This window comes from Nodosilinea nodulosa PCC 7104 (assembly GCF_000309385.1).
Lineage (GTDB): Bacteria > Cyanobacteriota > Cyanobacteriia > Phormidesmidales > Phormidesmidaceae > Nodosilinea > Nodosilinea nodulosa.
In genome coordinates this window covers 5,107,489-5,134,076 of the sequence record NZ_JH976537.1, presented here as the reverse complement: position 1 = coordinate 5,134,076, position 26,588 = coordinate 5,107,489, and the positions used below count along the sequence as shown (strand labels likewise).

General features: G+C 60.8%; 26 protein-coding genes and 1 tRNA gene. 17 read left to right on the top strand and 10 right to left on the bottom strand.

All coding sequences use genetic code 11. The features are described from left to right. Positions 1-8: 8 nt before the first annotated feature. The 3 genes from secD to pdhA form a co-directional block, all read right to left on the bottom strand. The gene (secD, locus tag LEPTO7104_RS0123810; protein ID WP_026073020.1) at positions 9-1,442 is read right to left on the bottom strand and encodes a protein translocase subunit SecD; all 1,434 of its coding nucleotides are present in this window, start codon (positions 1,440-1,442) and stop codon (positions 9-11) included. 115 nt (positions 1,443-1,557) lie between these two features. Further along, positions 1,558-2,541 carry an alpha-ketoacid dehydrogenase subunit beta gene (locus tag LEPTO7104_RS0123805; RefSeq protein ID WP_017301099.1) on the bottom strand — a complete coding sequence of 328 codons (984 nt, stop codon included), beginning with the start codon at positions 2,539-2,541 and terminating at the stop codon, positions 1,558-1,560. Between the two features lie 206 nt (positions 2,542-2,747). Beyond that, the gene (gene pdhA, locus LEPTO7104_RS0123800; protein WP_017301098.1) at positions 2,748-3,776 is read right to left on the bottom strand and encodes a pyruvate dehydrogenase (acetyl-transferring) E1 component subunit alpha; all 1,029 of its coding nucleotides are present in this window, start codon (positions 3,774-3,776) and stop codon (positions 2,748-2,750) included. Between the two features lie 714 nt (positions 3,777-4,490). Between pdhA and LEPTO7104_RS0123790 the strand changes: the two genes are divergently transcribed. The 6 genes from LEPTO7104_RS0123790 to LEPTO7104_RS0123765 all read left to right on the top strand — a co-directional run bounded on the left by LEPTO7104_RS0123790 (position 4,491) and on the right by LEPTO7104_RS0123765 (position 12,183). Then, positions 4,491-6,938: an IMS domain-containing protein gene (locus LEPTO7104_RS0123790; protein ID WP_017301096.1), complete on the top strand. Its 2,448-nt coding sequence runs from the start codon at positions 4,491-4,493 to the stop codon at positions 6,936-6,938. Positions 6,939-7,063: 125 nt separating this feature from the next. After that, the gene (locus LEPTO7104_RS0123785) at positions 7,064-7,669 is read left to right on the top strand and encodes a DUF3038 domain-containing protein (protein ID WP_017301095.1); all 606 of its coding nucleotides are present in this window, start codon (positions 7,064-7,066) and stop codon (positions 7,667-7,669) included. After that, positions 7,666-9,099 (top strand): DUF4335 domain-containing protein, encoded by a 1,434-nt coding sequence (locus tag LEPTO7104_RS0123780; RefSeq protein ID WP_017301094.1) that lies wholly within the window; start codon positions 7,666-7,668, stop codon positions 9,097-9,099. Before LEPTO7104_RS0123785 ends, LEPTO7104_RS0123780 begins: the two co-directional genes overlap by 4 nt. A 63-nt stretch (positions 9,100-9,162) precedes the next feature. After that, positions 9,163-10,260, top strand: a complete 1,098-nt coding sequence (locus LEPTO7104_RS0123775) for an OmpA family protein (RefSeq protein ID WP_083887125.1) — start codon at positions 9,163-9,165, stop codon at positions 10,258-10,260. 14 nt (positions 10,261-10,274) lie between these two features. Beyond that, positions 10,275-11,276, top strand: coding sequence for a methionyl-tRNA formyltransferase (fmt, locus tag LEPTO7104_RS0123770; protein ID WP_017301092.1), 1,002 nt, complete (start codon positions 10,275-10,277; stop codon positions 11,274-11,276). Positions 11,277-11,358: 82 nt separating this feature from the next. Beyond that, entirely contained in the window at positions 11,359-12,183 is an 825-nt protein-coding gene (locus LEPTO7104_RS0123765) for a queuosine precursor transporter (RefSeq protein ID WP_017301091.1), read from the top strand. 27 nt (positions 12,184-12,210) lie between these two features. On the opposite strand, the gene LEPTO7104_RS0123760 is transcribed toward LEPTO7104_RS0123765, so the two are convergent. The 4 genes from LEPTO7104_RS0123760 to LEPTO7104_RS0123745 form a co-directional block, all read right to left on the bottom strand. Then, on the bottom strand, positions 12,211-12,858 hold the full coding sequence (locus LEPTO7104_RS0123760; RefSeq protein ID WP_017301090.1) for a hypothetical protein: 648 nt from the start codon (positions 12,856-12,858) through the stop codon (positions 12,211-12,213). Beyond that, positions 12,855-13,208 (bottom strand): STAS-like domain-containing protein, encoded by a 354-nt coding sequence (locus LEPTO7104_RS0123755; protein WP_017301089.1) that lies wholly within the window; start codon positions 13,206-13,208, stop codon positions 12,855-12,857. Before LEPTO7104_RS0123755 ends, LEPTO7104_RS0123760 begins: the two co-directional genes overlap by 4 nt. A 566-nt stretch (positions 13,209-13,774) precedes the next feature. After that, a complete protein-coding gene (locus LEPTO7104_RS0123750) occupies positions 13,775-14,494 on the bottom strand; it encodes a response regulator transcription factor (protein ID WP_017301088.1) in 720 nt (239 codons plus the stop codon). A 332-nt stretch (positions 14,495-14,826) separates the two neighbouring features. Continuing rightward, positions 14,827-14,898, bottom strand: a tRNA-Asn gene (locus LEPTO7104_RS0123745). Between the two features lie 211 nt (positions 14,899-15,109). Here LEPTO7104_RS0123745 and rpmI point away from each other — a divergent pair. The 8 genes from rpmI to LEPTO7104_RS0123705 all read left to right on the top strand — a co-directional run bounded on the left by rpmI (position 15,110) and on the right by LEPTO7104_RS0123705 (position 20,115). Then, a complete protein-coding gene (gene rpmI, locus LEPTO7104_RS0123740; protein WP_026073019.1) occupies positions 15,110-15,307 on the top strand; it encodes a 50S ribosomal protein L35 in 198 nt (65 codons plus the stop codon). A gap of 81 nt (positions 15,308-15,388) precedes the next feature. Next, complete coding sequence (gene rplT / locus LEPTO7104_RS0123735) at positions 15,389-15,739, top strand: 50S ribosomal protein L20 (RefSeq protein ID WP_017301086.1); 351 nt, start codon at positions 15,389-15,391, stop codon at positions 15,737-15,739. 55 nt (positions 15,740-15,794) lie between these two features. Next, positions 15,795-16,562, top strand: a complete 768-nt coding sequence (locus tag LEPTO7104_RS0123730) for a transporter substrate-binding domain-containing protein (RefSeq protein ID WP_017301085.1) — start codon at positions 15,795-15,797, stop codon at positions 16,560-16,562. A gap of 45 nt (positions 16,563-16,607) precedes the next feature. After that, positions 16,608-17,144, top strand: coding sequence for a tetratricopeptide repeat protein (locus LEPTO7104_RS0123725; RefSeq protein ID WP_017301084.1), 537 nt, complete (start codon positions 16,608-16,610; stop codon positions 17,142-17,144). 282 nt (positions 17,145-17,426) lie between these two features. Next, a complete protein-coding gene (locus tag LEPTO7104_RS0123720; protein ID WP_155523746.1) occupies positions 17,427-17,588 on the top strand; it encodes a hypothetical protein in 162 nt (53 codons plus the stop codon). A gap of 86 nt (positions 17,589-17,674) precedes the next feature. Next, positions 17,675-18,760, top strand: a complete 1,086-nt coding sequence (locus LEPTO7104_RS0123715; RefSeq protein WP_017301082.1) for a thiamine phosphate synthase — start codon at positions 17,675-17,677, stop codon at positions 18,758-18,760. 67 nt (positions 18,761-18,827) lie between these two features. Further along, a complete protein-coding gene (gene thiS / locus LEPTO7104_RS0123710; protein WP_017301081.1) occupies positions 18,828-19,052 on the top strand; it encodes a sulfur carrier protein ThiS in 225 nt (74 codons plus the stop codon). A gap of 115 nt (positions 19,053-19,167) precedes the next feature. Further along, on the top strand, positions 19,168-20,115 hold the full coding sequence (locus LEPTO7104_RS0123705; protein ID WP_017301080.1) for a DUF1517 domain-containing protein: 948 nt from the start codon (positions 19,168-19,170) through the stop codon (positions 20,113-20,115). Positions 20,116-20,231: 116 nt separating this feature from the next. Here the strand turns inward: LEPTO7104_RS0123705 and LEPTO7104_RS0123700 are convergent, their stop codons facing one another. Beyond that, the gene (locus tag LEPTO7104_RS0123700; RefSeq protein WP_017301079.1) at positions 20,232-20,660 is read right to left on the bottom strand and encodes an acyl-CoA thioesterase; all 429 of its coding nucleotides are present in this window, start codon (positions 20,658-20,660) and stop codon (positions 20,232-20,234) included. 215 nt (positions 20,661-20,875) lie between these two features. Between LEPTO7104_RS0123700 and cbiT the strand changes: the two genes are divergently transcribed. Further along, the gene (gene cbiT, locus LEPTO7104_RS0123695) at positions 20,876-21,475 is read left to right on the top strand and encodes a precorrin-6Y C5,15-methyltransferase subunit CbiT (RefSeq protein WP_017301078.1); all 600 of its coding nucleotides are present in this window, start codon (positions 20,876-20,878) and stop codon (positions 21,473-21,475) included. 32 nt (positions 21,476-21,507) lie between these two features. Here the strand turns inward: cbiT and LEPTO7104_RS0123690 are convergent, their stop codons facing one another. Then, positions 21,508-22,230 (bottom strand): hypothetical protein, encoded by a 723-nt coding sequence (locus LEPTO7104_RS0123690; protein ID WP_017301077.1) that lies wholly within the window; start codon positions 22,228-22,230, stop codon positions 21,508-21,510. 702 nt (positions 22,231-22,932) lie between these two features. On the opposite strand from LEPTO7104_RS0123690, the gene hpnH reads away from it, so the two are divergent. Both hpnH and LEPTO7104_RS0123680 read left to right on the top strand, forming a co-directional pair. Further along, positions 22,933-23,955, top strand: coding sequence for an adenosyl-hopene transferase HpnH (gene hpnH, locus LEPTO7104_RS0123685; protein ID WP_017301076.1), 1,023 nt, complete (start codon positions 22,933-22,935; stop codon positions 23,953-23,955). Between the two features lie 2 nt (positions 23,956-23,957). Next, the gene (locus LEPTO7104_RS0123680; RefSeq protein ID WP_017301075.1) at positions 23,958-25,598 is read left to right on the top strand and encodes a cyclic peptide export ABC transporter; all 1,641 of its coding nucleotides are present in this window, start codon (positions 23,958-23,960) and stop codon (positions 25,596-25,598) included. Here the strand turns inward: LEPTO7104_RS0123680 and LEPTO7104_RS0123675 are convergent. Continuing rightward, entirely contained in the window at positions 25,572-26,402 is an 831-nt protein-coding gene (locus LEPTO7104_RS0123675; RefSeq protein WP_017301074.1) for a squalene/phytoene synthase family protein, read from the bottom strand. The genes LEPTO7104_RS0123680 and LEPTO7104_RS0123675 overlap by 27 nt on opposite strands. Positions 26,403-26,588 lie beyond the last annotated feature (186 nt).

The following is a 26,588-nucleotide window of genomic DNA, read 5'->3' as shown; positions in this document are numbered from 1 at the left end:
AGGCACTCCTAGGGGCGAACAGGGTTGGGGCGGGCGGAATCTAGGCCGGGGCAAAACAGGCTGGGTTGCCTGAACTGGGGCAGGCTAATCGCCAGAAACATCAGTGTCCGGGTGCAGGTCAGGGCCGTAAACATGCTGATCACCACGCCAATGCCCAGGGTCAGGGCAAATCCTTTGACCAGCCCAGCCCCAAAGGAGAACAGAGCCAGACAGGAGATCAAGGTGGTGACGTTGCCGTCTAGGATGCTTGAAAACGCGCGAAAGAATCCCGATTCGACAGAACGGTAGAGGGTTTTGTTGGACTTCAGCTCCTCCCGGGTGCGCTCGAAGATCAGCACGTTGGCGTCCACCGCCATGCCAATACTGAGGATGAAACCGGCAATACCCGGCAGGGTCAGGGTGACTCCCAACAGGTTGAAGGCCGCCCAGGTGAGCAATGCGTAGATGATCAGGGCAATATCGGCCAGCACACCGGGCAGGCGATAGTACACGGCCATAAACACTAGCACCAGCACCAAACCGGCCATGCCAGCGTAAAGGCTGCGCTGAATGCTATCGCGGCCCAGGGTGGGGCCGACGGTGCGGTTTTCAACCACTTCTACCGGCAGGGGCAGGGCACCGCCGCGCAGCTGAATTTCAAGATCGCGGGCCGACTCGGCGGTGAAGTTGCCGGAAATGACGGCGGCACCGCCGGTAATGCCGGTTTCGGCGTATTGCACGTTGACAGTCGGGGCGCTGAGCAGGCGATTGTCGAGGAAAATGCCGATGCTGCGGCCCGTACCCGCGATCGCCTTACTCAGCTCGGCAAACTCTTTGCCGCCCTCGTTGTTGAACTGAATGACGACTTCCCAGAGGGTGCCGCTGGTGGGGCGGGCGATCGCGTCGGTGAGCTTGTCGCCGCCCAGGGTGCTGGGCTCAAACAGAGCGGCCACGGCGGCCTCGCTGGCCTTGACATCGGCCTGGAGCTTTTCAAGCCGGGCCTGGGTGTCGCTGTCTATGGCTGTTCCTTGGGGGATAGACGCCTGGAGGGCCGCCAGCTCGCCCAGGTGCCCCTGGAGCACCTGGTTTTCGATCTGCAGCTGCTGTTCGGTGCCGGGCCGCTGGGCGCGAAACTCGAGCTGGGCCGTACCCCCCAGCACCCGCTCCGCCTGCTCAGGGTCGCTGACGCCGGGTAGCTGCACCAGCAGCTGGTTGTTGCCCAGCTGCTGCACCACCGCCTCCGACACGCCCAGGCCGTTGACCCGGCCTTCGACGACGGTTTGCACCGCCTCCATCTCGCGATCGGTAATGGTCGGAATCTTCTCGGTGGGCTGCACCTGAATGGTGAGCTGAGATCCGCCGCGCAGATCTAGCCCCAGGCGGGTAGGCAGCTGGGTAATCACCACCACGGCGGCGATGGTGAGCGCCAAAATAACCCCTAGCCAAGCTCGATATTTTGCCATTGCGGTTTGCTGCGGTGTGGGTGCGAGTGGGGAAGACTATCCCTGGAAATTCTGGTGGGCATTGCCCACCCTGCTGCTGCCCTGCAAGGTTTGGGGAAGGTTTGAGGACTATCCCTTAGACCTTGAGGGCAACCATGGCCTCGACGGCGGCCTCGATCTGTTTGGGCTGCACGATGGTCAGCGTTTCTAGCTTACCGTTGTAGGGGGTGGGTATGTCCTGGGAGGACAGCCGCACCACCGGAGCATCTAGCTCATCGAAGTAGCGATCGTTAATGGAGGCAATGATTTCGGCCCCAATGCCGCCGGTTTTCATGCACTCTTCGACAATGATGACGCGGTGAGTTTTTTTAATAGATGGACCAATGGTGTCAAAGTCGAGCGGTTTGAGCGAGATCAGATCGATCACCTCGGGGTCAATGCCCTTTTTCTCCAGCCCCTTGACCGCCTGGGTGACGTGGTGGCGCATGCGGGAGTAGGTGAGGATGGTGACATCCTTGCCGGGGCGCACAATCTCGGCCTTATCGAGGGGCACGATGTACTCATGATTGGGCAGGTCTTCTTTGAGGTTGTAGAGCAGCACATGCTCAAAGAACAGCACCGGGTTGTCGTCGCGAATGGCGGCCTTGAGCAGCCCCTTGGCGTTGTAGGGGGTCGAGCAGGCGACGATTTTTAGCCCCGGCACGGCCTGAAAGTAGGCCTCTAATCGCTGGGAGTGCTCGGCCCCGAGTTGCCGTCCGACACCGCCGGGGCCGCGAATCACCATGGGAATTTTGTAGTTGCCGCCGGAGGTGTAGCGCAACATACCGGCGTTGTTGGCGATTTGGTTGAAGGCCAGCAGCAAAAAGCCCATGTTCATGCCTTCGATGATCGGGCGCAGGCCGGTCATGGCGGCGCCCACGGCCATGCCGGTGAAGCTGTTTTCGGCGATCGGGGTGTCGAGCACGCGCAGCTCGCCGTACTTTTCGTAGAGGTCTTTGGTGACCTTATAGGAACCGCCGTAGACGCCGACATCTTCGCCCAGCACAAAAACGGTGTCGTCGCGGCCCATCTCTTCGTCGATGGCCTCGCGCAGGGCGTTGAATAGAAGGGTTTCTGCCATTGCTTTGGTCTAAGTAGGGTAGGGGGTGAATGAGTGGATGGGTGGGCGGGTGGAAAGATAGATAGGGGCATGGGCGGTCAACTCCCCTGGGAGATCCTCATGGCAATGCCGTACCGCCATACACCATTTTCAGGAACCGTTAGGGTGGGCATGGCCCGCCGCTGGATACGCTGAACTTTCTAGCGCTTATCGCGGTTCTAGGGCGATCAATCATCAGCGAAGATGTATTTATAGAGGTCGTCGGGGCTGGGCTCGGGGCTCTCTTCGGCGAAGGTGAGGGCGTCGTCAATGCGGGTTTGAATGCGATCGCGCACGTCCTTCAGCCCGCCCTCGTCGGTCAGGTTGTGCTCCAGCAGGTAGGCCTCAAACCGCTTAATCGGATCGCGGGCCAGCCAGGCCTCTTTTTCGGCCTTAGAGCGCAGCTCGTCGGGATCGGCCAGGGAGTGGCCCCGGAACCGGTAGGTGAGGCACTCAATTAGCGTCGGACCTTCCCCGGCGCGGGCGCGGGCCACAGCCTCCTGGGCGACGGCGCGCACCGCCATCACGTCCATGCCGTCGACCTCGATGCCGGGCATGCCAAACACCGCCGCCTTCTTATAGATCTCGGGCTGGGAGGTAGCCCGCTCGTGGGCCATGCCAATCGCCCACTTGTTGTTTTCCACCACAAATAAGATCGGCAGCTTCCACAGGGCGGCCATATTCAGGCATTCAAAAAACTGGCCGTTGTTGCTGGTGCCATCGCCAAAGAAGCAGGCGGTCACCTGGTCGGCGCTGGAGTCGCCCAGGGCGTCTTTGCGGTAGCGCGACTGAAACGCCGCCCCCAGGGCCACCGGAATGCCTTCGCCAATAAAGGCGAAGCCCCCCAGCAGGTTGTGCTGGCTGGAGAACAGGTGCATGGAACCGCCCCGGCCTTTGCTACAGCCGGTTTCTTTGCCAAACAGCTCAGCCATGACATTTTCGGCGGGCACCCCAGCGCTGAGGGCGTGGACGTGGTCTCGGTAGGTGCTGCACACGTAGTCGTCAGACCGCAGGGACTTAATCACGCCGCTGGAGACGGCCTCCTGGCCGTTGTAGAGGTGCACGAAACCGAACATTTTGCCCCGATAGTACATCTCAGCGCACTTGTCTTCAAAGTAGCGACCAAGGACCATGTCTTCGTAGAGCCGCAGCCCTTCTTCTGGGGAGATCTGGGCCGCTGGTGCCTGAAATTGGGGTAACGTCCGTTCTTGAACCATGGGTTTTGCTGGGTCCTACGCCGCGATGTCCAACATTTGACTATACCGAAAAGTATCCCCCCTGGGCAGAGGCCGGGCCGGGATTTGCTCTCCATCATACCCAGTGGGCCTTGCGACAACGGTGTTAGAGGTTGCCAAGCCGCCGCGCCGTCGCCTGAGTTTGGCTTGGCCTGAGTTTGGCTTGGCCTGAGTTTGGCTAAGGTATGAAGAGTCACTACTCCCAGGGCGAACTCGCTGCGTCGGAATAGAGGCCGAGAACTTTTATCCAATCTTTAATTACCCTGGATCTTTTGAAATGACGAGGGGAGGGCCGCCGGGGGAGCGAAAAGCTGCGGGCAGCAGTAGCGGCTGGCCAGGCAACTCGCCAGGGTAGTTCCGTGGAATAGTTTCTCAGGCCTGGCCTGGTCAAGGGCGGCGGCGACCTCTGGCGGCAGGGATGGGCATGTGTTATAAACTTCACTTTTGGCCTGGTTTTAGGGCAAACGCGATAGGGTGTAGCTATTTCCCGATGTCGCGCCAGGGCCTTGCCCAGGGCAGGGGCTGGGTGAACAAAACTGGGGAAGCTAGCGCAGGCAGGGGGCAAAGGTGGGCTGACTTGGGGGTGGACGCTGGATTTTGGTTCCCGGTGACGGTTAAGATTCGGCGGTTTGAGCAGTCCGCAATAAATCTTTTTGGATACTATTTCGAGTGAATTCGCTGTTGGGGACGTGAGCTGTGCAAATTCCGTTAGACTACTACCGAATTCTGGGGCTGCCGATTCAGGCGACCGCCGACCAGCTAGCGCAGGCCCACCGCGATCGCGGCCTGCAGCTGCCCCGGCGTGAGTTTTCAGCCGCCGCCATTGAGGCCCGCAAACAGCTCATTGACGAAGCCTATACCGTGCTGTCTGACCGCGATCGCCGCCGCGACTACGACAGCAAGTTCTTGGCCAACGCCTACACCGTTGACATGGCCCCAGAGCCGCTGCCTGAGGGGCGCATTCCGGGTCTGGGGGTGAGTGCCGATGTGGGGGAGGCCGCGCTGCGGTCCCTGGCCACCGAACCCGGCGGCAGCGAAGCCCAAAGCTCCAAAATCGAAATTGAGTCCGACCAGCTGGTGGGTGCCCTACTCCTGCTGCTAGAGCTGGGGGAATACGAACAGGTGCTGCAGCTGGGCCAGCCCCAGCTCAGCAATCCCTACGCCAACGGCGGCATGGCCAGCCCCGCCCCCGCCCAGGACGATATCGTGCTCACCCTGGCCCTGGCCTGCCTGGAACTGGGGCGCGAGCAGTGGCAGCAGCGCCAGTACGAAATCGCTGCTGAGTCGCTGCAAACCGGCCACGAGCTGCTGGCTCGGGGCAATCACTTTCCGGCGATTCGGGCCGAAATTCAGACCGAGCTATACAAGCTGCGGCCCTACCGCGTTCTAGAGCTGCTGGCCCGCCCCCTCGACCAAACCCGCGAGCGCCGCCAGGGCCTGAAGCTGCTCAAGGCCATGCTCGAAGACCGGGGCGGCATTGAGGGCAGCGAAGACGATCTCTCCGGACTGGCGATCGATGACTTTTTGCGGTTTATTCAGCAGCTGCGCGACTACCTGACCGCCTCTGAACAGCAGGAGCTGTTTGAGCACGAGGCCCGCCGCCCCTCTCCGGTGGCCACCTACTTGACGGTGTATGCCCTCTTGGCCCGAGGCTTTGCCCGCCACCAGCCCGCCCTGGTGCGGCGGGCAAAGCAGCTACTGCTGCGGCTAGGGGGGCAGCAGGACGTCCATTTGGAGCAGGCTGTGTGCGCCCTGCTGCTGGGCCAGACCGAAGAGGCCAACCGGGCTTTGGAGCTGAGCCAGGAGTACGAGCCTTTGGCCTACATTCGCGAGCACTCGCGCCAGTCGCCCGACCTGCTGCCGGGGCTGTGTCTCTACGCCGAGCGCTGGCTTAAAGACGAGCTGTTCCCGCATTTTCGCGATTTCAAAGACCAGCAGGCCACCCTCAAGGACTATTTTGCCGATGCCCAGGTGCAGGCCTACCTGGAAACCATGCCCTCCAGCCCCGGCGCCACCGAGCCCCGCTGGTCCCAGGCCGGAGCGCCGGGGGCAGCGACCCAGTTTCCCGCATCGGCCGCCGCCGGGACCCAGTTTCCCGCTACCCAGTTTCCCACCATTGAGGGCTCGCTGCCGATTGGGGCGCCTACGATGCCCAATCCTGCGGTTCAGACCCGCCGCATGCCCTCTCCGACAGTGGTGCGGCCCAGCGGAAACCACGGCGGCAGCGGCCCCTCCCCGATCGCTGCCCCGGGCCACAACGGCAACGGTCGCCATGGCCCCCCTGAACCAGAGCCTGAAGATCTGAATTCCCCTGGCACGGAGGTAGCTGACTTTAGCCTGCGCGGCGATGGGCGCGACGAGCTTTCCGTGGCTGAACGGATAGCCCAGCTTTCCCCGGAGGGCAGAATGACGGCGGCTGGCGGCGATCGCCAGGGAGCCGCTACCCCTAGAACCCAGCGTCCGGCGACGGCCGAAGCAGAGGTGGCGAGTCTGGCTCCCGGTCAGGCCTTTCCCGCTGGGGTAGCGGGACGGCGCAGCCGTGGCGGCTCGACTCCCCACTGGGGCCGGCTGGCCCTGGTGGGAGCAGCGGGGGTCGTGGGTGTGGGCATTTTGGGCTTCGGCACCATGCGGGCTCTGGGCTGGGTGACCTCGGCCTTTAGCGGACCCAGAATTTCCGGTCAGCCCCTGGCCATTCGCGTTGACCAGCCCGCCTTTGAGATTCCGGAAGCGCCTGCGGCCCCGACCGAGATCGGCGTCAACGACATGGCTAGCCGGGTGATTAACGAATGGCTGGAGATTAAGCGCGCGGCGTTGGGCAAAGACTACCAGGGCGATCGCCTCGACGATATTCTGCTAGAGCCAGTGCTGACCCAGTGGCGGCGGCGGGCCGATGCCGCCGCCCAGGAAAACTGGTATTGGGAGTACCAGCACAACGTCGAAATTGAGTCAGTCACCCCCGATGACCCCACCGCCGATCAGCTCCAGGCGGTAGCCATCGTGTCTGAAAAGGCGCGGCTGTTTGAGTTTGGGGTCGAAAATACCAGCGCCTCCTACGACGATACGCTGAAAATGCAGTACGACCTGGTGCGCCAGAATGGCAAGTGGTATGTGCAGGGCATGAATAAGCTGGCCGACGTGAACTAAAGCCAGTGTGATTAGGGGTTCCTCCCCGTACCAAGACCCAGAGACCGAGGTTCGGCAATTTCTCCGGACGGTCCGGGCCTAATTGTGTTTTGATAGAATGCTGTTCGTACTTACCCCAGAGCTGAATGCCAGTAGATAGCCCGCCCGCTCCCCAGCCCCCCCTGGTGCTCGACACCCTTACCAACCCAGGGCTGCCCAACGATGAGTGTCCTCGCCGGGCGCGCATTCAGCTCGATCTGCTGCTGCTAGCGATCGAAGCCCTCGATCTGGGCGGCGGCGAGGCCATGCTAGCCATTGCCCGCGAGCTGGCCCTGGAGGGGTTGGTCAAAGGTCGTGTACATCTGTGGCTGCTGCGGGGCACCAACCCTATGCGCCGCTACAGCCAGCGCCGCCCCCTCACCATTGGGGAAGCCAAGGCCCTGGTGATTATTATTTGCACCCTGGCGCGGCGGCTGGCGGTGCTGGTTCGCCAGCTGCTAGTGGGCTATCAGCAGCTGGCCGACCGGCAGCTCTCGCCCGAGCATCACTTTCGCCTGGCCGACTATCTGAGCCGCTTTCGCAGCCACTTTCGAGCCCGCATGAACCCGCGCCGGGCTGGGGTCATTGCCTACAGCTCCGACGAAAAACTCGACGAACTGGCGATTCAGCTTTTGCAACAACTGCTGCTGTGCTCGGGGGTACTTGGCCCCCAGCGCCTTTGGAGTAGCCTGTTTGACGGAGAAGTATCATGAGCGTTCAACGGCAATATACCCTGCCCCACTGCAATCTGGTTTTAGAGGGTTTGAGCGCCGATGCCAACGACCCGCTCTCACCCTTGGCGGTGCTGATGAATGTCGAGTGCCATCTGCCCGGTGCCACCGACGCCAGCCTGGCGGGCGGACGGGAGTTTTTAGACAGCCTGGTGGCCGCTGTCAGCCGCTACGGCCAGCAGCTGCTCAGCGGCGTTCCCTACCCCTCGGCGGGGACAGCTCCTCCCCTGGTGGAAGTAAAGCCTGGCGACGGCGCGCACCACCACCTGATTGTGCAGCAGCAGCCCCTGGGCCAGCCCGTCAGCGATGTCAACGCCCAGCCACCTTTAGATATAAAGCTCACCACGGTTCAGTTCTACGACCTGATGGAAGCGGTCGATCAGCTCCTGGCCGATACCCAAACCCTGCCCGACCTCACCGCCCAGTTCCAGGCGGTGTCGCGACGGCTGGTGCAGCCCACCGAGCCCGTGGCCAAACGGGCGGCCCCTGCCGCCTTGGGAGCCGCCGCCCTGGCCGCCGCCGGACTGGCTCTGTTCTTTGTGCCGCCGCCCAAGTTTGAGCCGACTCGCCCCGATGCAGAGTCAGCTGCCCCGGCTGCAACCAGCGCGAATTCTGGGGTAGCGGATGCTAACTCAACCGCTGCCCCGGGTGCCCCCGACCCTGGTGCGGCCAGCACTACCGCTGAGCTGGCTCCAGGGGCGGACAGCTTGAAGCGCCTGGAAAGTGCCCCAGCCATTACCGACGCGGCTACCCTGAACCTTCTGCAATCGGATGTGAAGCGCCGTCTGCAGGAGGCCTGGGCCAACGCACCGCGCCCCAGCGGCGACTTGGCCTATCGCATGGTGGTTTCAGAAAATGGCGATATTTTGGGCTACAAGTATGAAAACGACCTGGCCCTGGCCGAGGTCGACAATACCCCTCTACCCAAGCTCACCTTCACGCCCGTAGACGGGGCCGAGCCGGTCCGGGAGCGGGTGGCGCAGTTTATCACCACCTTCACTCCCGCTGGGGAGGTGGTGGTTGAGCCGACTCAATCCCCAGCAGCAGATGCCACTCCAGCAGATGTCGCGATGGCGGCGGCTCCGACTGCGGAACTGCCTACCTTAGACAGCAAGATCACCGATGGCGATCGCATTCGCGACCTCAACAGCACCCTCTACGACAACATTCTGGCCAGGCTGAAGCCGCTGTCGGCCAGTGAGCCGCTGCGCTTTCGGGTGCGCCTAACCGATTCGGGTGACGTGGTAGGCTACGAGCCCGTCAACGCGGCGGCGGGCCTTCTGGCCGCAGAAACGCCGCTGCCCGGCCTCGTCACCGCGCCCGACAGCGACCTCGATCAGGTCGACTTCCAGGTGGTGTTCACCGAGAAAGGCGTGCTAGAGGTGAGCCCCTGGGATGGTTGGCCCCAGTGAGGCTATCCCTGCTCCCGCCCCGTCTCAGCGCCCCTGGCCCGATGTTTCTAGTCCGTTTGCGTCATGGCTGATTCCCCCAACCTGTCATCGCCGCCACCGGAGCCAACTCCAGCGCCGGGGGGAGCTGGGCCAGATTCCCCTACGCCCGTATCGTCAGCTTCGAGCGCCCCCAGTGCCAAACGGCGATCGCCTCTGGGGGCCGGGCTGCATTCCTTGTGGACTCTGGTGGTGCGGCTGATCATTCTGGGCGCTGGGGTGAGCCTGGGCTGGCTGATTGGCATGCTGGTCGCCCAGGTCTTTCCGGCCCGCAGCCCCGAGCCGCCGCTGACGGAGGTGGCCCTGCGCCACAGCAGCCAGACCCTGCGCAAGCTGGGGCAGCTGCCCCAGTGGTGGCGGGGCAGTGGCGGCATCGGGCTGTCTCCGGCTGAAGAAGCCCCGCCAGCGGCATCGGACTCCCCAGGCGCAGCGCCTGCCCCAGCCCCTGACGCAGACAACCCGCCGCCCCTGAGCGATGGCGATCGCGATCGCATTACCGACGACCTCGCCAGCCTGCGCCAGGACTTAGCCAGCCTCAGCACCCGGTTGAAGGCCCTGGAGACGACCCTGGGAGAACCGCCCACGGGCACCGTCGAAGACCGTCTGCGGCGCCTTGACCAGCGCCTGGAGACCAGTGGGGAGAGCAACGGGGAAGCCAATAGTTCCCCAATCCCCCCTGAAGCAACCGGCACGGAGGCGCCCGCCGCCCAGAACTCTGCTGCCCAGAACTCTGCCGTAGCGCGCTACCCAGAGCCGCGCTTTCCGCTCGTGCGCGATCGCGTCGTGCTGCCCAGCGCCCTGCTGTTTGAGGCGGGCAGCAGCACCCTTACCGCCCCCGGACAGCAGCTGCTCAACACCATCGTGCCCGACCTGCGCCGCTACGGTGTGGCGACCCTGCTGGTGGGCAGCCACACCGATACCACCACCGACCCCAAGTTGGCCAGCCAGCTCACCCTGCAACAGGCGCTGGCGGTGCAGCAGTATCTAGCCCAGCAGCTTGAGGGCAGCCGCCACCGCTGGGTGACGGTGGGCTACGGCAACAGTCGCCCCCTCACCGCGGCCCCTGACCCCGCTGCCCAGGGGCGGAACCGGCGGGTCGAAATTGGCATTGTGCCCGGCAGATAACCGATAGATACCCTATGCGTCTTGTGTTTTTTGGAACGCCTCAGTTTGCGGTGCCGAGCCTGGAGCGGCTGCTGGCCGAGCCTGGCTTTGAGATCGCCGCCGTGGTCACCCAGCCCGATCGCCGCCGGGGACGGGGCAGCCAGGTGGATGCGTCCCCCGTGAAGCAGGCCGCAGCGCGAGCAGCATGTCCCGTCCTCCAGCCGACCCGCATCAAAAAAGACGAGGCGGTTCTCAGCGCCCTCGAGGTGATCGAGGCCGATGCCTTTGTGGTTGTGGCCTACGGACAACTGCTGTCCCAGCGCATTCTGACCATGCCCCGGCTGGGCTGCATCAATGGCCACGGCTCACGGCTGCCCGCCTATCGGGGGGCAGCCCCCATTCAGTGGTGTATCGTCAACGGCGATCGCCTCACCGGCATGACCACCATGCAGATGAACCTGGGCATGGATACCGGCGATATGCTGCTCACCTCGGTGCTGCCCATCGGTTTGATGGACACCGCTAGCGACGTGGCGACGGCCCTGGCCCAGCAGTGTGCCGAGCTGCTGGTAGAGACATTGCACGGCCTGCAGGCGGGGACGATTAGCCCAGCCCCCCAGGACGACGCCCTGGCGACCTACGCGCCCCTAATTCAGAAAGCAGACTATGAATTAGACTGGCAGAAGGCTGCGATCGCGCTCCACAATCAGGTTCGCGGCTTTTACCCAAGCTGCGTCACCCAGCTGCGAGGGCAGCCCCTCAAGGTGATGGCAACCGCCCCCCTGCAAGCGCCCTACTGGGCAGAACTGCCCCCGGCGCTAGGGGCGCTGCGGCAGGCCGTCGAAGCAATTGAAGCTGCTAACCCCCAGGCCAGCCCCGGCACCCTGGTAGGGTTCCTCAAGGGCCAAGGCCCCCTGGTACAGACCGGAGACGGGCTGCTGCTGCTGCGCCAGGTTAAGCCCAGCGGCAAGCAGGCCCAAACCGGAGCCGATTTCGTCAACGGCAGTCGTCTACAGGTGGGAGAATGCCTAGGCTAGGCCGCTGGGCTACAGAATTAGCTGGGGCGGTTGATCAGCCAGGACAGTTTAGTCCAGTTTTCCCTACAGAGAAATTCTGCTGATGCAAACAGAGCCTTCAGCGGCGACCTACGGCCCCGTACCAGAGTATCTCCAAAATCGTCGCGAACTGGTGTTTTTAGTGCTGTCGGGGCTGTTTCTTGGCACCCTGGGCATGCTCAACATTCTCGGCATTAGCCGGTTTGTAACGGTATTTACCTGGGGCAATTTTGCCGTCACAGTGGCGATCGGCGTGCTGCCCTACCCCCTCACCTTTCTGTGCACCGACCTGATTTCAGAACTCTACGGCCAGCAGCGGGCCAACCAGGTGGTGTGGGTGGGGCTGGGCCTCAACGCCTGGGTGCTGTTTATCGTCTGGCTGGGAGGCCTGCTGCCGGGGTTTGAGACGCTGGACCCGGCCACGGGCGAAATTGCCCGCGACGCCGCCGGACGGCTGCCGGTATTTTTCGAAATTCGCAACCTCACCTTTGGGGCGGTGACGGCCTCAATGCTGGCCTACCTGGCGGCCCAGTTTGTCGATGTCTACCTGTTTCACTTCTGGAAAGAGCTGACCAACGGCAAGCACCTGTGGCTGCGCAACAATGGCTCCACCCTGCTCAGTCAAATGGTTGACACCATCGCCGTCGTGCTTATCACCCACTTTTTAGCCGGAGCGCTGCCCATTGACGCTGGCCAGAACCTTTGGCCCCAGCTGATTCGCTTTATCGGCTATGGCTACCTGTTTAAGCTGGTGGCCGCCCTGCTCGATACCGGGCCGTTTTATCTGTGCGTGTTTTGGCTATCTGACTACCTGGGGCTGGAGTCTCCCGTTCCCAGGCCCGGAAGGCAGCGGCAGCAGGGGCGATCGCTGGGTGAACTGGAGCCATGACGGCCTGCTCCCCGCTGTCGGCTCAGCCTATCTCGAAGCCAGCAGCTTGCCCTGGGCTGTAGCCCGCTGAATCACCAGCCAGTTGCTGGTAAACAGCTGAATGCCGGGGACGGAGGCGTAGTCCATATCGTCGGTGAGGATCTGAACAGGCCTTATCCCTGTGTTGCGGATGGCTTGCAGGAGAAATAGATCATAGCCGTCCAGAGGAATCTGCTGGAATTGAGCGATCGTCGCTGCCGCCAGCCCTTCGTCAATTGTCAGGTCTGCCGAGGAGGCCAGCATCGTGATCTGCCCCCAGGCATTCTGCACAATGTCTGCGACCAGCGCGTGCACGTGGGGGTAGTTGTGGCGATACTCCTTTGGTTTTAAGGTTTCGATATTGTTGCTGCGCTTAAAAATCTCGAACTCGGCTTTTTCGATGACGTGGGCCAGTTCGGCCAAGATCAGCCCGCAGTATTTCAGCTGAACCCCTCGGACCAGGGCGGCGTTCAGGTAGCGGGTATAAATTCTGAGCTTTTGCTCGTCTCGCCTGGCCCGGTGGCGGTCTGGTTCGGGCGGCAGGCCGTAGGTTTGCCAGAGCCACACGTTGGTATCGACAAAGAGAACGTCGCTGTGCTTTGGGATGTCATTTTGAATGTCGACAACCTCGGCGCGGACGGTGAGATTGATGGTCATGCCTCAAAGCTGTCGGCGTACTCTTCCATCACGGCATCGGCGGCCGCCTGGTACTGCCGGTCGGAGTAGTAGCGCTGGGCGCTGGTGATGATATGGCGGAGAATCGAGTCCCCACTGGGGTTGAGGTTGCTGATGGTGAGCAGCTGGTTGAGGTCGTCAGTGGAGATATCTTTGAGCAGCTGCCCGATCGCGAAGTTGAAGAAGGCCGACGCAAAGACGTTGACCTCGGCAAAGTCGAGTTCCACGGAACGGCCATCGAGCAGGTCGCCGTGGATGTGGTCGTAAACCTGCTGCCCGTGATCGGCGGAAATGGCGTACTGGCCTGTAATGTCGTGAATTTTGAAAATCATGGATGTTGCTTTTGCTAGAACCAGGATTGACTAGAGTTAGAGGTTTCGGACCCCAGCCAACTCCAGGACTGAGCACCTCAGCAGGCCATGTCTACCCGAGCCCCAGCGAAGTTGACCTATCCAATCTCGTTCCCTACTTCAGTATGGTCGATGGCGACGCCGCGATCGCGGCTGGAGCAGCTCAAATTGCTCTGTATTTGGATCACGACTTTGGATCACAACGTTGGATCACAACTTTGGATCACAACGTCGGATCACAATTTTGGATTACAAACGCCTGCGGCAGATCAATTTTTGTCATGGCTCAACCCAATGACCATGGTTGCCCCTTGATTGACCGACAAAAGTTCTGATGTAGGTTGGTGTTGAGCGAAGCGTTCGTGTAGCGTCTCCAGGGGAGAAAACCCAACACCAGTAGCGGTTTTGTTAGGTTTCGCTAAAGCTAACAAAACCTACGGCAGCGTAAGGGTTTCAAGGGTTTTGTCAGTCGACCAAAATTGACCCTGCCAAGGATCACCCGCCGCCTATGGATGCTGCCTGTTGTGGTCAGCGCCGCCTCGCCGTTTTTAGTTTGAATCGACCACCACAGCAGGCAGCTCCAGACAGTACCCGGCCCCGTAGACGGTTTTAATAAACTTGGGATGCCGGGGGTCGGGCTCTAGCTTGGTGCGCAGGTGCCGCACGTGCACGCGAATCGTTTCAATATCGTCGTTGGGTTCGTAGCCCCACACCTCCTGCAAGATTTGGCTGGGCGATACGGTTTGCCCATGGCGCTGGAGTAGACAGTGCAGCAGCTCAAATTCCAGGTGGGTGAGCTTGACGGTGCCATCAAACCAGATCGCTTCATAGCGCTCTGGAATCAGGGTGAGGGGGCCGTAGTTGAGAATTTCGCTGTGCTTGGCGGCCTGGGGGATGCGATCGGTGCGGCGCAGCAGGGCGCGCACCCGAGCCAGCATTTCGTCTAGCTCAAAGGGCTTGGTCAGGTAGTCGTCGGCTCCGGCGTTGAAGCCATCGACCTTATCCTGGGTCTGCCCCAGGGCAGTCAGCATGAGAACGGGAATATCGGCGGTGCGGCGATCGCGGCGCAGGCGCTGGCACACGGTCAGGCCATCGACCTTGGGCAGCATCAGGTCGAGCATAATCAGGTCTGGCAGCAGCTGCACCGCCAGGGCCTGGCCCTTGATACCATCCCCAGCCTGATTCACGTCGTAGCCTGCCATTTCCAAATTGACGGAAACAAGCTCCGCGATCGCAGCATCATCATCAATGACGAGAATACGAGGCATTACCAACTAAATTTGACAACCCGACAGCGACACTGGCCCGGAAACTGGCCCAGAACTAACCATAAAACCATAAAGCTTTGAGTAGCCTAGCACTTCAACGTAAAGAGCTATGTCGGAATAATACAATTCCTCGATAAATTATAAGCAAAGCCCCTAATTTTTCCTGGGTAAATCTGACCCCAGTCCCGGTGGTTTAAGGTTTGCTTTAGATTTAAAGGCCTTTAGCAGCAAGGGGGCTGGCCACATGAAAGTTGCTAGCCGTTAAGTTGCCAGCCGTTGTGAAAGCTTTGGAGCATACCGCCGCTCTGGACGCCCTGCTCAGCCTGTAAAAACTCCCCAGGTAGGATTCGAACCTACGACCAATCGGTTAACAGCCGACCGCTCTACCACTGAGCTACTGAGGATTACGCGCAAAACTAATACTAGCGACAAGTGTGTAATCTTGACAACCCTTCCGACAAAAACGGGCCAAATTAGCTGACCAGGGCTGGGGCGATGGCTGGAGGCCGGCGCCTGGCCCCGGAGGAGATTTCTAGGGCTGTATCTCGCACGTTTATGCTGCCGTTGCGGGGCACCCATGATATAGTTGAAGACTGTGTCGAAATTGTGGTAACCATGCCTAAGCTCAAGTCCCGCAAAGCCGCCGCGAAGCGCTTTCGCCGCAGCGGCAGCGGCAAAATCATGCGTCGCAAGGCGTTTAAGAATCACATATTGCAGCACAAAAACGCTGAACGTCGCTCCCGGCTTTCTAAGATTGCCGTGGTGTCTGAGGAAGACGCTCCCAACGTTGAGCTGATGCTGCCCTACCTGTAGGGTCAGGCTCTCCGTTTGTCAGTGGTCAACTGGCAGTAGTTACTTTTATCAACTTCAAATCATCCCAAGGGTTAAAGAGTCATGGCACGTGTCAAGCGCGGCAACGTAGCACGCAAGCGCCGCAACAAAGTTCTCAAGCTGGCCAAAGGGTTTAGGGGATCGCACTCTAAGCTATTTCGCACCGCCAATCAGCAGGTGATGAAGGCATTGCGGTACGCCTACCGCGATCGCCGCAACCGCAAGCGCGATTTTCGTCGTCTGTGGATCACCCGCATCAATGCGGCATCTCGCATGCACGGGGTGAGCTATAGCCAGCTGATTGGCCAGCTCAAGAAAGCCAATATCGAGATCAACCGCAAAATGCTGGCCCAGATGGCGGTGTTAGACCCCAGCGGCTTTGCCGCCGTGGTCGAGGTTGCCAACCGGGCCTAGGGTTTGGGAGTAAGACGTTGGCACGGGGCGGTCGTAAGGTAGACGCGGCGGCACCATGGCATGGAACTGGCTTGGGTTTGGTTTACTACTGGGAGCGCAGCTGGCTGCACTCCCAGTTTTTGCTGCCGACCTCGACACTATTCGCGATCGCGGACATCTGGTAGTGGGGGTGCGAGAAGACTGGCGACCCCTGAGCTTTCGCGATCGCGACGGCAACCTGGTCGGCCTTGAGATTGACATTGCCCGCGGCCTGGCTGCGGCCATTTTTGGCGATCCTAGCGCGGTGGAATTTACGGTGGTGGCCAATACCGATCGCCTGCCGGCGGTGTTAGAAGACCGGGTCGACGTCGCGATCGCTGGCGTTACTCTGACCGCCGGGCGGCAGCGCCTGGTCAGCTTTAGCCCGCCCTACTACCTAGACGGGGCGGCGGTGTTGGTGCACGACCCACGCTACCGCCGCCTGGAAGATCTACAGCAGCGGCGGCTGGGAGTATTGCAGGGGGCGAGCACCGTGTCGGTGGTGCGCTACCTGATGCCCCAGGCGACTCTGGTTCCCCTCTCCAGCTACCAGGAAGCCCTCAGCCGCCTCAGCAGCGGCCAGATCGATGCCTTTGCCGGGGATGTCACGGTGCTGACAGGCTGGCAGCAGGACTACAGCGGTTACTATCTGGTGCCCAGCCTGCTCTCGGCTGAACCCCTGGCGATCGCTCTGCCCAAGGGCACCCAGTACAACGATCTACGCGAGCTAATCAGGCAGACCGTGACCCAATGGCACCAAAATGGCTGGCTAGAAGATCGAGCTACCTTCTGGGGGTTGCCCTAGCCGTGGCAAGATAGGTTAGACCTCAAGAGCAAAACGAAGATTCGGATGGAAAACAGCAACCTGCTCCTCATCTACCTGGGTATTCTGCTGGCGTTGCTGAGCGTTGCCGCCTTTTTTGTGGTGCGCCAGGTGATTAAAACCCGCCGCATTGAGGGCACCCTGGGCCGACTTCAGTCGCGCCTGACCAAAGAAAAGGGCACCGCCCAGGAATACTACGAACTGGGCAGTCTGCTGCTCGACAAAAAGCTCTATACCCAGGCGGCCCTCTACCTGCAACAGGCCCTCAAGCAGCTGGGCAATGACGAGACCGAAAATGCCGCCGTGGTCTACAACGCCCTGGGCTACGCCTACTTTGCCCAGGACCAGTACGACCTGGCGATTCGCAACTACAAAGAAGCGCTTAAAATATCCCCCGAGTACGTCACCGCCCTCAACAACCTGGGCCACAGCTACGAGCGCAAGCAGCTTACCGCTCAGGCCCTGGAGATGTATGAAACCGCTTTGGCCCTAGAGCCTAAAAACACCACCGCCCGTCGCCGGTCCGACTCCCTCAAAAAGCGTCTCGCCCCTAGCGAGAAATAGCCCTGGAATCTACGTTTTGTGCCTCTGCCCCAGGTCGATGACACAAAACTATTGAGCTTGGGGTATATAGAGATTAATGGCGCTTGTCTGGGTATAGCGCTGGCCAGCTAGATTAGGACGCGGAAGACTGACTCAGCCTTCCGCAGGAACGCTACTTATACGCCTTCGCCACTCCACCAGCGCTGGCTTAAACTTCTCCTAATTACTGTGGCGAAGGCTGTGGGGCTCATCTTCATCCGTGAATCTACCTTGTTCTGCCCGCTATTATTCATGGAGTGGTTTATGCGTCTTGACTCTGATACCTCTATGGCTAAGTTTTGGTCGTCGCTGGTGACGATCGCGGCGATCGCGGTCTTCGGTTTTATTGCCTGGAAAGCCTTTGATACCTGGCGTTCCGATCCGGCTGTGAAGGGCATTGAGCAGATTATGCAGCAGCAGAAATAGCGGCTGCGGACGGACTTCCCCGTGGCTGCCCGCCTGACTGGTCACCTGGCTGATAGGATGTGGAAGTTCTGCTCTGCACTGTTTCTATGCCAGAATTGACCGGGCTGCCAGCGCTGCCCACCCTTGCCGATGCCGCTGTCTACCGCATTCTCGATGCCAATCTGGACCGGGCGCGGGAGGGGCTTCGCATCATCGAGGAATGGTGCCGCTTTGGGCTAAACAATGCGGGCCAGACCGAGCAGCTCAAGCACCTGCGGCAAACCCTGGCTCAGTGGCACGCTGCGGAACTGCGCCTGTGCCGCGATACCCCCGGCGACCCTGGCACCGCTCTCACCCACCCCCAGGAGGCCGAGCGCACCAGCGTAATGACGGTCTTGCAGGCCAACTTTTGCCGCGTGCAGGAGGCCCTGCGCGCGCTTGAGGAGTATGGCAAGCTCTACCGCGACGACCTGGCGGCGGGCAGCAAAGCCATGCGCTATCAGGTCTATGCCCTGGAGAGCGAAATTCTCGGTGGGCACCGGGTTCAGCGGCTGCGCCAGGGATTGACCTACCTGGTGACCTCGCCCAGCGATCGCCTGCTGCCCATTGTAGAGGCGGCCCTGCGGGGGGGCATAGCCCTGGTGCAGTACCGCGACAAGCACACCGACGACCATCTGCGGCTGGAGCTAGCCCAGCAGCTCAAAGACCTGTGCCACCGCTACGGAGCGCTGTTTTTGATCAACGATCGCGTCGATCTGGCCCTGGCGGTCGAGGCCGACGGCGTACACCTGGGCCAGACCGATCTGCCCATCGCTGCGGCGCGCCAGCTGCTGGGCAGCCAGCGCATTATCGGTCGCTCTACGACAAACCCCGACGAAATGCAGCGGGCGATCGCCGAAGGGGCCGACTACATTGGTGTGGGGCCTGTGTACAGCACCCCCACCAAGCCCGATAAACCTGCCGCTGGCCTGGACTACGTGCGCTACGCCGCCGAGCACGCCACAGTGCCCTGGTACGCGATCGGCGGCATCAACACCGAAAACTTGACTGAGGTGCTGCAAGCCGGAGCCGAGCGGGTGGCCGTAGTGCGCGCCATTCTGGAGGCCGAAAACCCCACCCTCATCGCCCAGTACTTTGCCGCTCAAACCAACCATCGTCGCAGCTTTCACTCGGTGGCTGCTCCGATTCAGTGAGGCTGGCTTGACTAGAAACCATCCGCTTCATTTTGTGAGCTCGCTGTCTGTTATTTAGCGTGACGCCATGGCTGATTTGACCACCGATTCCTTCTCTATTCTCGTCAACGGAGAATCGCAGCCCTGCCTTCCCAGTACAGTGCTGCCCGCCTTTTTAGAATCCCTAGGTCTCAACCCGCGCCTGGTGGCGGTAGAGTATAACGGCGAAATTCTCCATCGCCAGCTGTGGGATACCACCTATCTGCGCCCCCACGACAGGCTGGAGATCGTCACCATCGTAGGCGGCGGTTAGCCACCTTTGGTACGGGTTTCCGCCATCAATTTGCGGCCTTTGGCCTCAGCAGCCTCGGCACTTCGCGTTAAATTAAAGACATAAAGCACTCACGTTAGTACTCCGGTTTTACCCGATGGTTAAGCAACTCTTTCAACGCCTTAAGCCGTTTCTCAAGCCCCTGATGGCGGTGATTTTGGCCGTGGTTTTGGTGTTTGGCACCGCCGATGGGGCCTGGGCCGCAGCGGGTGGACGCATGGGCGGCGGTAGCTTTCGGGCTCCGGCTCCCCGCATGAGTCCAACCCCCCGCACCTATGCACCGGGCGGCGGCGGTGGCTACTATCCCGGCGGTGGCTTTGGCTTTCCGTTTCTGTTCCCCTTTATTGGTATTGGGGGCGGTTTTGGCGGATTGTTTACCCTGCTGATCTTTATTGCCATTGCCAATGTGGTGGTGCGCGGCTTTAGGGGCGCGATGGCCGGTGATGACAATGGATACGTCGCTCCTGCGGGCAGCAACCCTCCGGTGGCAGTCGCCAAGCTCCAGGTCGGTCTGCTGGCCGATGCCCGCGCCCTGCAGGACGACCTCAACCGTTTGGCCACCACCGCCGACACCGGCACCTCCGAGGGGCTGGCCAAGCTGCTGCAAGAAACCACCCTGGCCCTGCTGCGCCACCCCGACTACTGGGCCTATGCCGCCAGCGAAGATAAGCAGACTCGGCTGCTCAGCGCCGAGCAGGAGTTTAACCGCTACACCCTTTCGGCCCGCAGCCGGTTTAGCGCCGAAACCCTGTCTAACGTCAATAACCAGCTCACCCAGGCCGAACCCCAGGCGATGCTGCCGGGGGATGGGGATCAGGCTCCTGGCGAGTACATTTTAGCCACGGTGGTGGTGGCGACCCAGGGCAAGCTCGACCTGCCCACTGTCTACTCCTCGGCGGACCTGCGTCAGGCCCTGAGCCAGATTGGCGCGGTCTCCAGCGAAAACCTGCTGGCGGTAGAGGTGCTGTGGACGCCGCAGCAGTCGGGAGAAACCCTCAGCGCTGATGAGCTAGTGGCCCAATACCCTGAACTGAAGCTGATCTAAGCGCTTTGCCTAAAACGCTCGGATCGAAAATGGCTCCCTGACAATAGGGAGCCATTTTTGATCGGAGACATACCTACTGGGTTCTCCCGATTTGCCTGGGCAAGCTCTGTTGCCTTCTAGGTAGATGTATTCTCTGGGTCTGCCACCAGTTCAAAACAACTGGACACCGAGGCGGGAATGGTGCGGGGGCGATGGGTCACGGCGTCGACAAACACCCAGTCGGTGGCACCAGTTGCCAGCACGGTGTCGTCGCTGAGCCGCAGAAACTTGTACTGGCGGGTGCTGCGGGCTTTGCGCAGGCTGGTAATCCAGGTGGTGAGGCGCAGGCGATCGCCCCCAAAGGCCGGGCGCAGGTAGGTGATTTGGTGCGATCGGGCGACCCAGGTGGCCCCTAGGGTCTGGGTCTCGGCGGTGCAGCCGACGCTGGTGGCGTGGGCCACGGCGACATCCTGCATCCACTGGACGTAGGCGACGTTGTTGACGTGGCCGTTGCGATCGACGACCTCAGGCGGAACAACAAACTCGTGGTGGTAAAAGGCTTGCATAGCAGTTCAACGGTATAGCCCTAGGGTAACTGCATCCTACTATTCACGGTGGGTGGCTCGAGGCATTCCCCAGCTCCTTACCGAATAACTTAGCCGGTGAAGGGTATTGTGCCTAACGTCTATCTCCACGGGTGCGCCAGGGTGGGGATTGCCCATCGGCGATCGCCCCCTTCCTCCCCCGCCATAATAGAGCCAGTGCTATTCCCGGCAATTCTATGGCGAAACTCTGGCCCTACGCCACCCCCGGCATTCCAGACCATCTGTTTGAGCAGCTGCCCGGAATTCCCCTCAGCAGCCGGGAGGTGCGGCTGCTGCTGCTGGGCTACCTGCGGCTCAAGCCCAAAGACGTGCTCTGGGATATTGGTGCGGGCACCGGTACCCTGGCGATCGAGGCGGCGCTGATGATTCCCCAGGGCAGGGTGGTGGCGGTGGAGCGCGATGGCGACGTAGCCGAGTTGATTCGGCGCAACTGCGATCGCTTTGGCCTCACCAACGTGCAGGTAATCCAGGGCAGCGCCCCCAACTGTCTGAGCGAACTGCCCCACCACCCCGACTGCATTTTTGTCGAAGGCGGCCGCAACCTCAAAGATATTCTGCTGGCCGCCTGGGATTACCTGCCCTCCCTGGGTCGGGTGGTGGTGACCGCAGGCAACCTCGAAACCCTCTACGCCGTGTCGGAAACCTTTGCCCAGCTGCGGGTGCGCAACATTGAAGCGGCCCAGCCCGCCGTCAACCGCCTGGAAACTAAAGGCAACTACCAGGTGTTTACGGCGGTAGACCCCATTTTCATTCTCAGCGGTGAAAAGTACGAGTAGCACCCCTGGGCAACCGGGCGCACCATTGGGCACTAGCGGCTGGAGGATGAGAGGGGCCAGTACCGGCAGCGGGAGTTGAGGGGAAAGCTCTGGCAGAGCGCCGCAAGATCTGCGTCTCCGACAAATACGGCATTCTGGTCGTCAAGCCTAAAGATAACCGCCTTTACCAGGTTGTTTTCGGTATAGCCAAGGGTAAAGAACCCAGCGCGGATATCGGCCTCCTCGGGGAGGTTAATATGGCCATTGCCGCTAATCGCACAGTCAGCGTCTCTAAAACCCTGGCCATTGGCTATGGGCAGTTGGCTCTGGCAGGTATCTGAGGTAAAAGCCAGATATTCAGTCTGCTGATCCTGAAAACTGTGGATATCAAATAGGCTACCTGGGATGGGAACGGCGACGGCTCCTATGGCCCCACCGAGAATCTGATTTAAGGAGCTATCAATTTTCTGAGCGTGGTAGGCCGTTAGCTCAGTGGTCAAATTGACGGCATTCCTGCGAATTGCAATCCAAATAAATTCATCGTCAGGGCCGCTGGTGTCGAGCCTAACCTGAATGACCTGTTCCGGCAGAGCTACAGTCTCGCCTGCGGGAGGGCTGCTGGGTTCTTGGTTCTCGCACCTGGAGTTTTCGGCATACCTGGCACAGAAATCATCAATATCGGCGGACTGGGCATAGGTGACTAGACCTGGAGACATTAACGCTGAGATGACCCCAAGCGCACTGCCCAGAATGATGGGATGGGTGCTGACCTTCATGTCGTTCTCTCTCTATAGCGGTGATTTGAAAAGCCTGACTCCTATGCGCCCTGTTCAAACCACCCCTTGAGGTCGAGTCTGAAAAGTGGTTGGGCTGGCTTGGCCATACCACCATGCCCAGCGAAATCTATTTGACAATCTATTTGCCATATTGGAGCTGCCGCAGGGACGCGGGCGCGATCGCCGGATGTCTGATTTCACTGGGCGATCGCCGCAGCACTACAGGGGTTTGCCCGGCCAGTCAGCTGAGCCTAGCCTCAACTTTACCCACGGCCCCAGGCGGTGGCTAGCGACGAATATCCTATTGCTGAGGCCCAGTCCTAGGACAATTCTCCCAATGCCAATTGCGACCATTGCCCCGGTGAGGTTAGGAGGTTTGCCTCAAGCCTCGCTTCAGCGGCAGCCCCTAGGCTAGGGCTGCCCCTGCCCAGGCAGCTGTCTCCAGGCGAGGGACATGTGCTCCCTATACGTCGCTGGAGATGTGCTCATGCTCAATCAGGTTCTAGAGGCTGTCATCAATGGATGGGGCTGTTGTGATGCCGTAAACCGTCTTGGCATAGAGCTGTGCTGCATTGCTGAATTGCCGCAGCGATGTGCCTTGCTAACCTGTTACTCATCCGAGAGCCGAGGCAATCTGTTATCGTCTAAGCTATCTGGCCAGCAAGCAATATAACTTAAACAATGTGAGGAGTCAGGCAATTCATGGCGATCCATCTTCAGCAGGCTTTATCTGTAGGTCAGTACCTGGTGACCCAGCGGCTGCGGGGGCGCAAAAAATTTCCCCTCGTGCTGATGCTAGAGCCTTTGTTTCGGTGCAACCTGGCCTGCACTGGCTGCGGTAAGATTCAGCACCCGACAGAGATTCTCAAGCAAAATCTCTCCCCAGAAGACTGCTTCCGGGCCGTGGAAGAGTGCGGTGCCCCCGTGGTGTCGATTCCGGGGGGAGAGCCGCTGCTGCATCCGCAGATTGACGCCATTGTCGAGGGTCTGGTGGCCCGCAAAAAGTTTGTTTACCTCTGCACCAACGGCATTCTGCTCGAAAAGAGTCTGGATAAATTCAAGCCCTCCCCCTACCTGAGCTTTAGCGTGCACCTGGATGGCCCCCAGGCGTTGCATGACAAGTGCGTCGATCGCGACGGGGTGTTCGAGAAGGCCATCACCGCCATTAAGGCAGCCAAGGCCAAGGGCTTTCGGGTCACCACCAACACCACCATTTTTGACGGCACCGACCCCAAAGATATTCAAACCCTCTTCGATCTGCTCACGGAGCTGGGCATCGACGGCATGATGGTGTCGCCGGGCTACAGCTACGAGTGGGCTCCCGACCAGGACCATTTTTTGCGCCAGGAGCAGACCCGATCGCTGTTTCGCGAGATCCTCGCTCCCTTTCGGGCCGGGCAAAAGGCCTGGTCCTTTAACCACAACCCCCTGTTCCTCGACTTTCTGACCGGCGAGAAAGACTACGAATGCACCCCCTGGGGCAGCCCCAGCTACAGCGTGCTGGGCTGGCAAAAACCCTGCTACCTGCTGAATGAGGGCTACTACGAGACCTTCCAGGAGCTGCTCGACAACACCGATTGGGACCGCTACGGGCGCAAGAGCGGTAACCCGAAATGTGCCGACTGCATGGTGCACTGCGGCTACGAGCCCACCGCCGCCATGGATGCGATGCAGCCGCAGAACATTACCCGATCGCTGGGGGCGGTCTTTGGTGCGGCCCGGTAGGTATGGATCTGCTGGCGTTTTTACTGCGATCCTCCTGGCAGTCGGTGGCCGTGGCGCTGGTCACGGGCTTTGTGAGCGGGGGCTGTAGCGCCGGGCTAATCGCCCTGATCAGTCTCACCCTGGCCACCGATGCTGGCTCTGGCCCGGCTGGTTCAATGGCTGGCCTGGCCTGGGCCTTTGGCCTGCTGGTGGCCGTGGCGCTGGTTACGGGCATCATCTCGCGGGTGGTGCTGGTGCAGTTTTCCCAGCGGGCGGTGTTTGCCCTGCAGCTGCGCCTCAGCCGCCAGATCTTGGCCACCGAGCTGAGCCGGCTGGAGCAGGTGGGCCTGCCCCGGCTGCTGGCGGTGCTGACGGAGGATATTCAGACAATTTCGGCGGCGGTTTCTACGCTGCCGCTGCTGTGCGTAAATCTGGCCGTGGTGGCGGGCTGCATGGTCTATATCTCCTGGCTGTCGTGGCAGGTGCTGGGGCTAGTGCTGGCCCTCGCCTTGGTGGCCAGCCTCAGCTGCGGGCTGCTGCTGAGAGCGGGGCGGCGGTTTTTGGCTGTCGCCCGCGATCGCCAGGATCGGCTGTTTCAGCACTTTCGCACCCTGGTGCAGGGGATTAAAGAACTCAAGCTCCACAGCGATCGCCAGCAGGACTTTCTCTCCGCCGATCTGGAAACCACCGCCCGCCAGTTTCGCCACTACAGCAGCCGGGGGCTGAGCCTGTTTGCCGTGCTCGACAGCTGGGGCAAGCTGATCTACTTTTTTGCGGTGGGTCTGGTGCTGTTTGTGCTGCCCAGCTGGGTCAGTGTCGATGCCCAAACTCGCTTTGGCTACGCCCTTACCTTTACCTTTCTGCTCGGGCCAATGGAAGGCCTGGTGGCCAAGCTGCCCGTCCTGGGTCAGGCCAGCGTGGCCCTGCAAAACATCAAGACCCTGGGTCTGGAGGCCGAAGCTGAGCCTGACAGGTCCCTCCCTCCCCTCGCCACCCACTGGCAGACCCTAGAACTTATTGGCCTCACCCACACCTACCGCAGCAGCGACGACGACCGGGAGTTCAGCCTGGGACCGATTGACCTGACCCTGAAGCCCGGTCAGCTGGTGTTTCTAATTGGCGGCAACGGCAGCGGCAAATCGACCCTGGCCAAGCTAATTACCGGGCTGTACTGGCCCACCGGGGGGGAGATTCGCCTGGCGGGGCAGCCCGTTACGCTCCAAAATCGCCGCTGGTATCAACAGCACTTTTCGACTATCTTTGCCGATTTTTACCTGTTTGAGCGGCTGGTGGGCCTATCTGCCGCCCAGGACCCCCAGCCCTACCTGAAACAGCTCCAGCTCGACCACAAAGTGCGCATCGAGGGGGGGCATTTTTCCACCATCGACCTGTCCCAGGGGCAGCGCAAGCGGCTGGCGCTGCTCACCGCCTACCTGGAGGATCGCCCCATCTACCTGTTTGACGAGTGGGCCGCCGACCAGGACCCCCACTTTCGGGAGCTGTTTTATACCCAGTTTTTGCCCGACTTGGTGGCCCAGGGCAAAACCGCGATCGTGATCAGCCACGACGATCACTACTTTGATCTGGCCGATCGCGTCATCAAGCTCAACTACGGCCAGATTGAATACGACAAAACCCTAGCTGGCCATTCCACTCAGCTTTAGCTTGCCCAGAATGGCCATCACATCCAGGCGGGTGAGCTTTTCTTTGCCCTGGGCCAGGGCGTCGAGGGTGCCGTGGGCCAGCGCTAAAGGCACACTGCAAAAGTCGCGGGCGGGGCCGTGGGGCAGGGCGTTGGTGTAGGCATCGGCCATGGCCAGGTTGCGGCGGGCGTAGCGCTGCATATCGTCGGCCACCCAGCCCTGGGGAAAGAAACTGACCCCCCGCTCTTTGTCCTCCAGATGGTTGCGGAGAATGTTGACGGACTGAAGCCCCCGGCCAAAGCCCAGGGCCTCGCTACGGCTGGTCTGGGTGCCGTCATACCAGGCCCACAGATCCGACAGCATTAGCCCCACCGCCCCCGCCACGCTGAAGGTGTAGCGGTCTAAATCGGCTTCGGTATAGATAGTCCAGTTGCACTCGGCCCAGTAGGCCATGCGATCGGCCATGGCGGCGGTGGCATCCCAAATGCGGGGGGCAATGGAGTCGGGGGCCAGCAGCGCCCACTCGCCAATTCTGAGGGTGACTTCTTCCAGGTGGTCTTGGTAGGGGGCCAGGCCCTGGGCAAAGGTGGTGGCCAGAGAGGTTTCAGTCCCCGCCTGTAGATTGAGGCTAATGGCTCTCAGCAGCCTGGTTTTAATTGCCACATCGAGGTCAGGAGCATCTTCAATTTGGTCAATGGCGCGCATGCAAAGGTAGGCCGCAGCCACCGCCTCCTGCAAGCCAGAGGGCAAGTTACTAATGGGTATGTAGAAGGTGCGACTGGTTGCTTTTAAGAGCTCTAAGGCCTCGTTGGGGGAATTTACCATGAATCACCTCATCACCAAATTAGATTGTGGCCATTGTACGGGTTTAAGCTGAAATCTGGCTTAGCTGGGCCTTAACCGTCCCATGAAGTTTAGCGAAGGTTCAAGGGTTTTGGGCCAAAAGCCTGGACCAGAAGCCTCAGCTGGCCGTGCCGATGAGGTGAGTCAATGCGGCTCGCTGGCGACCGT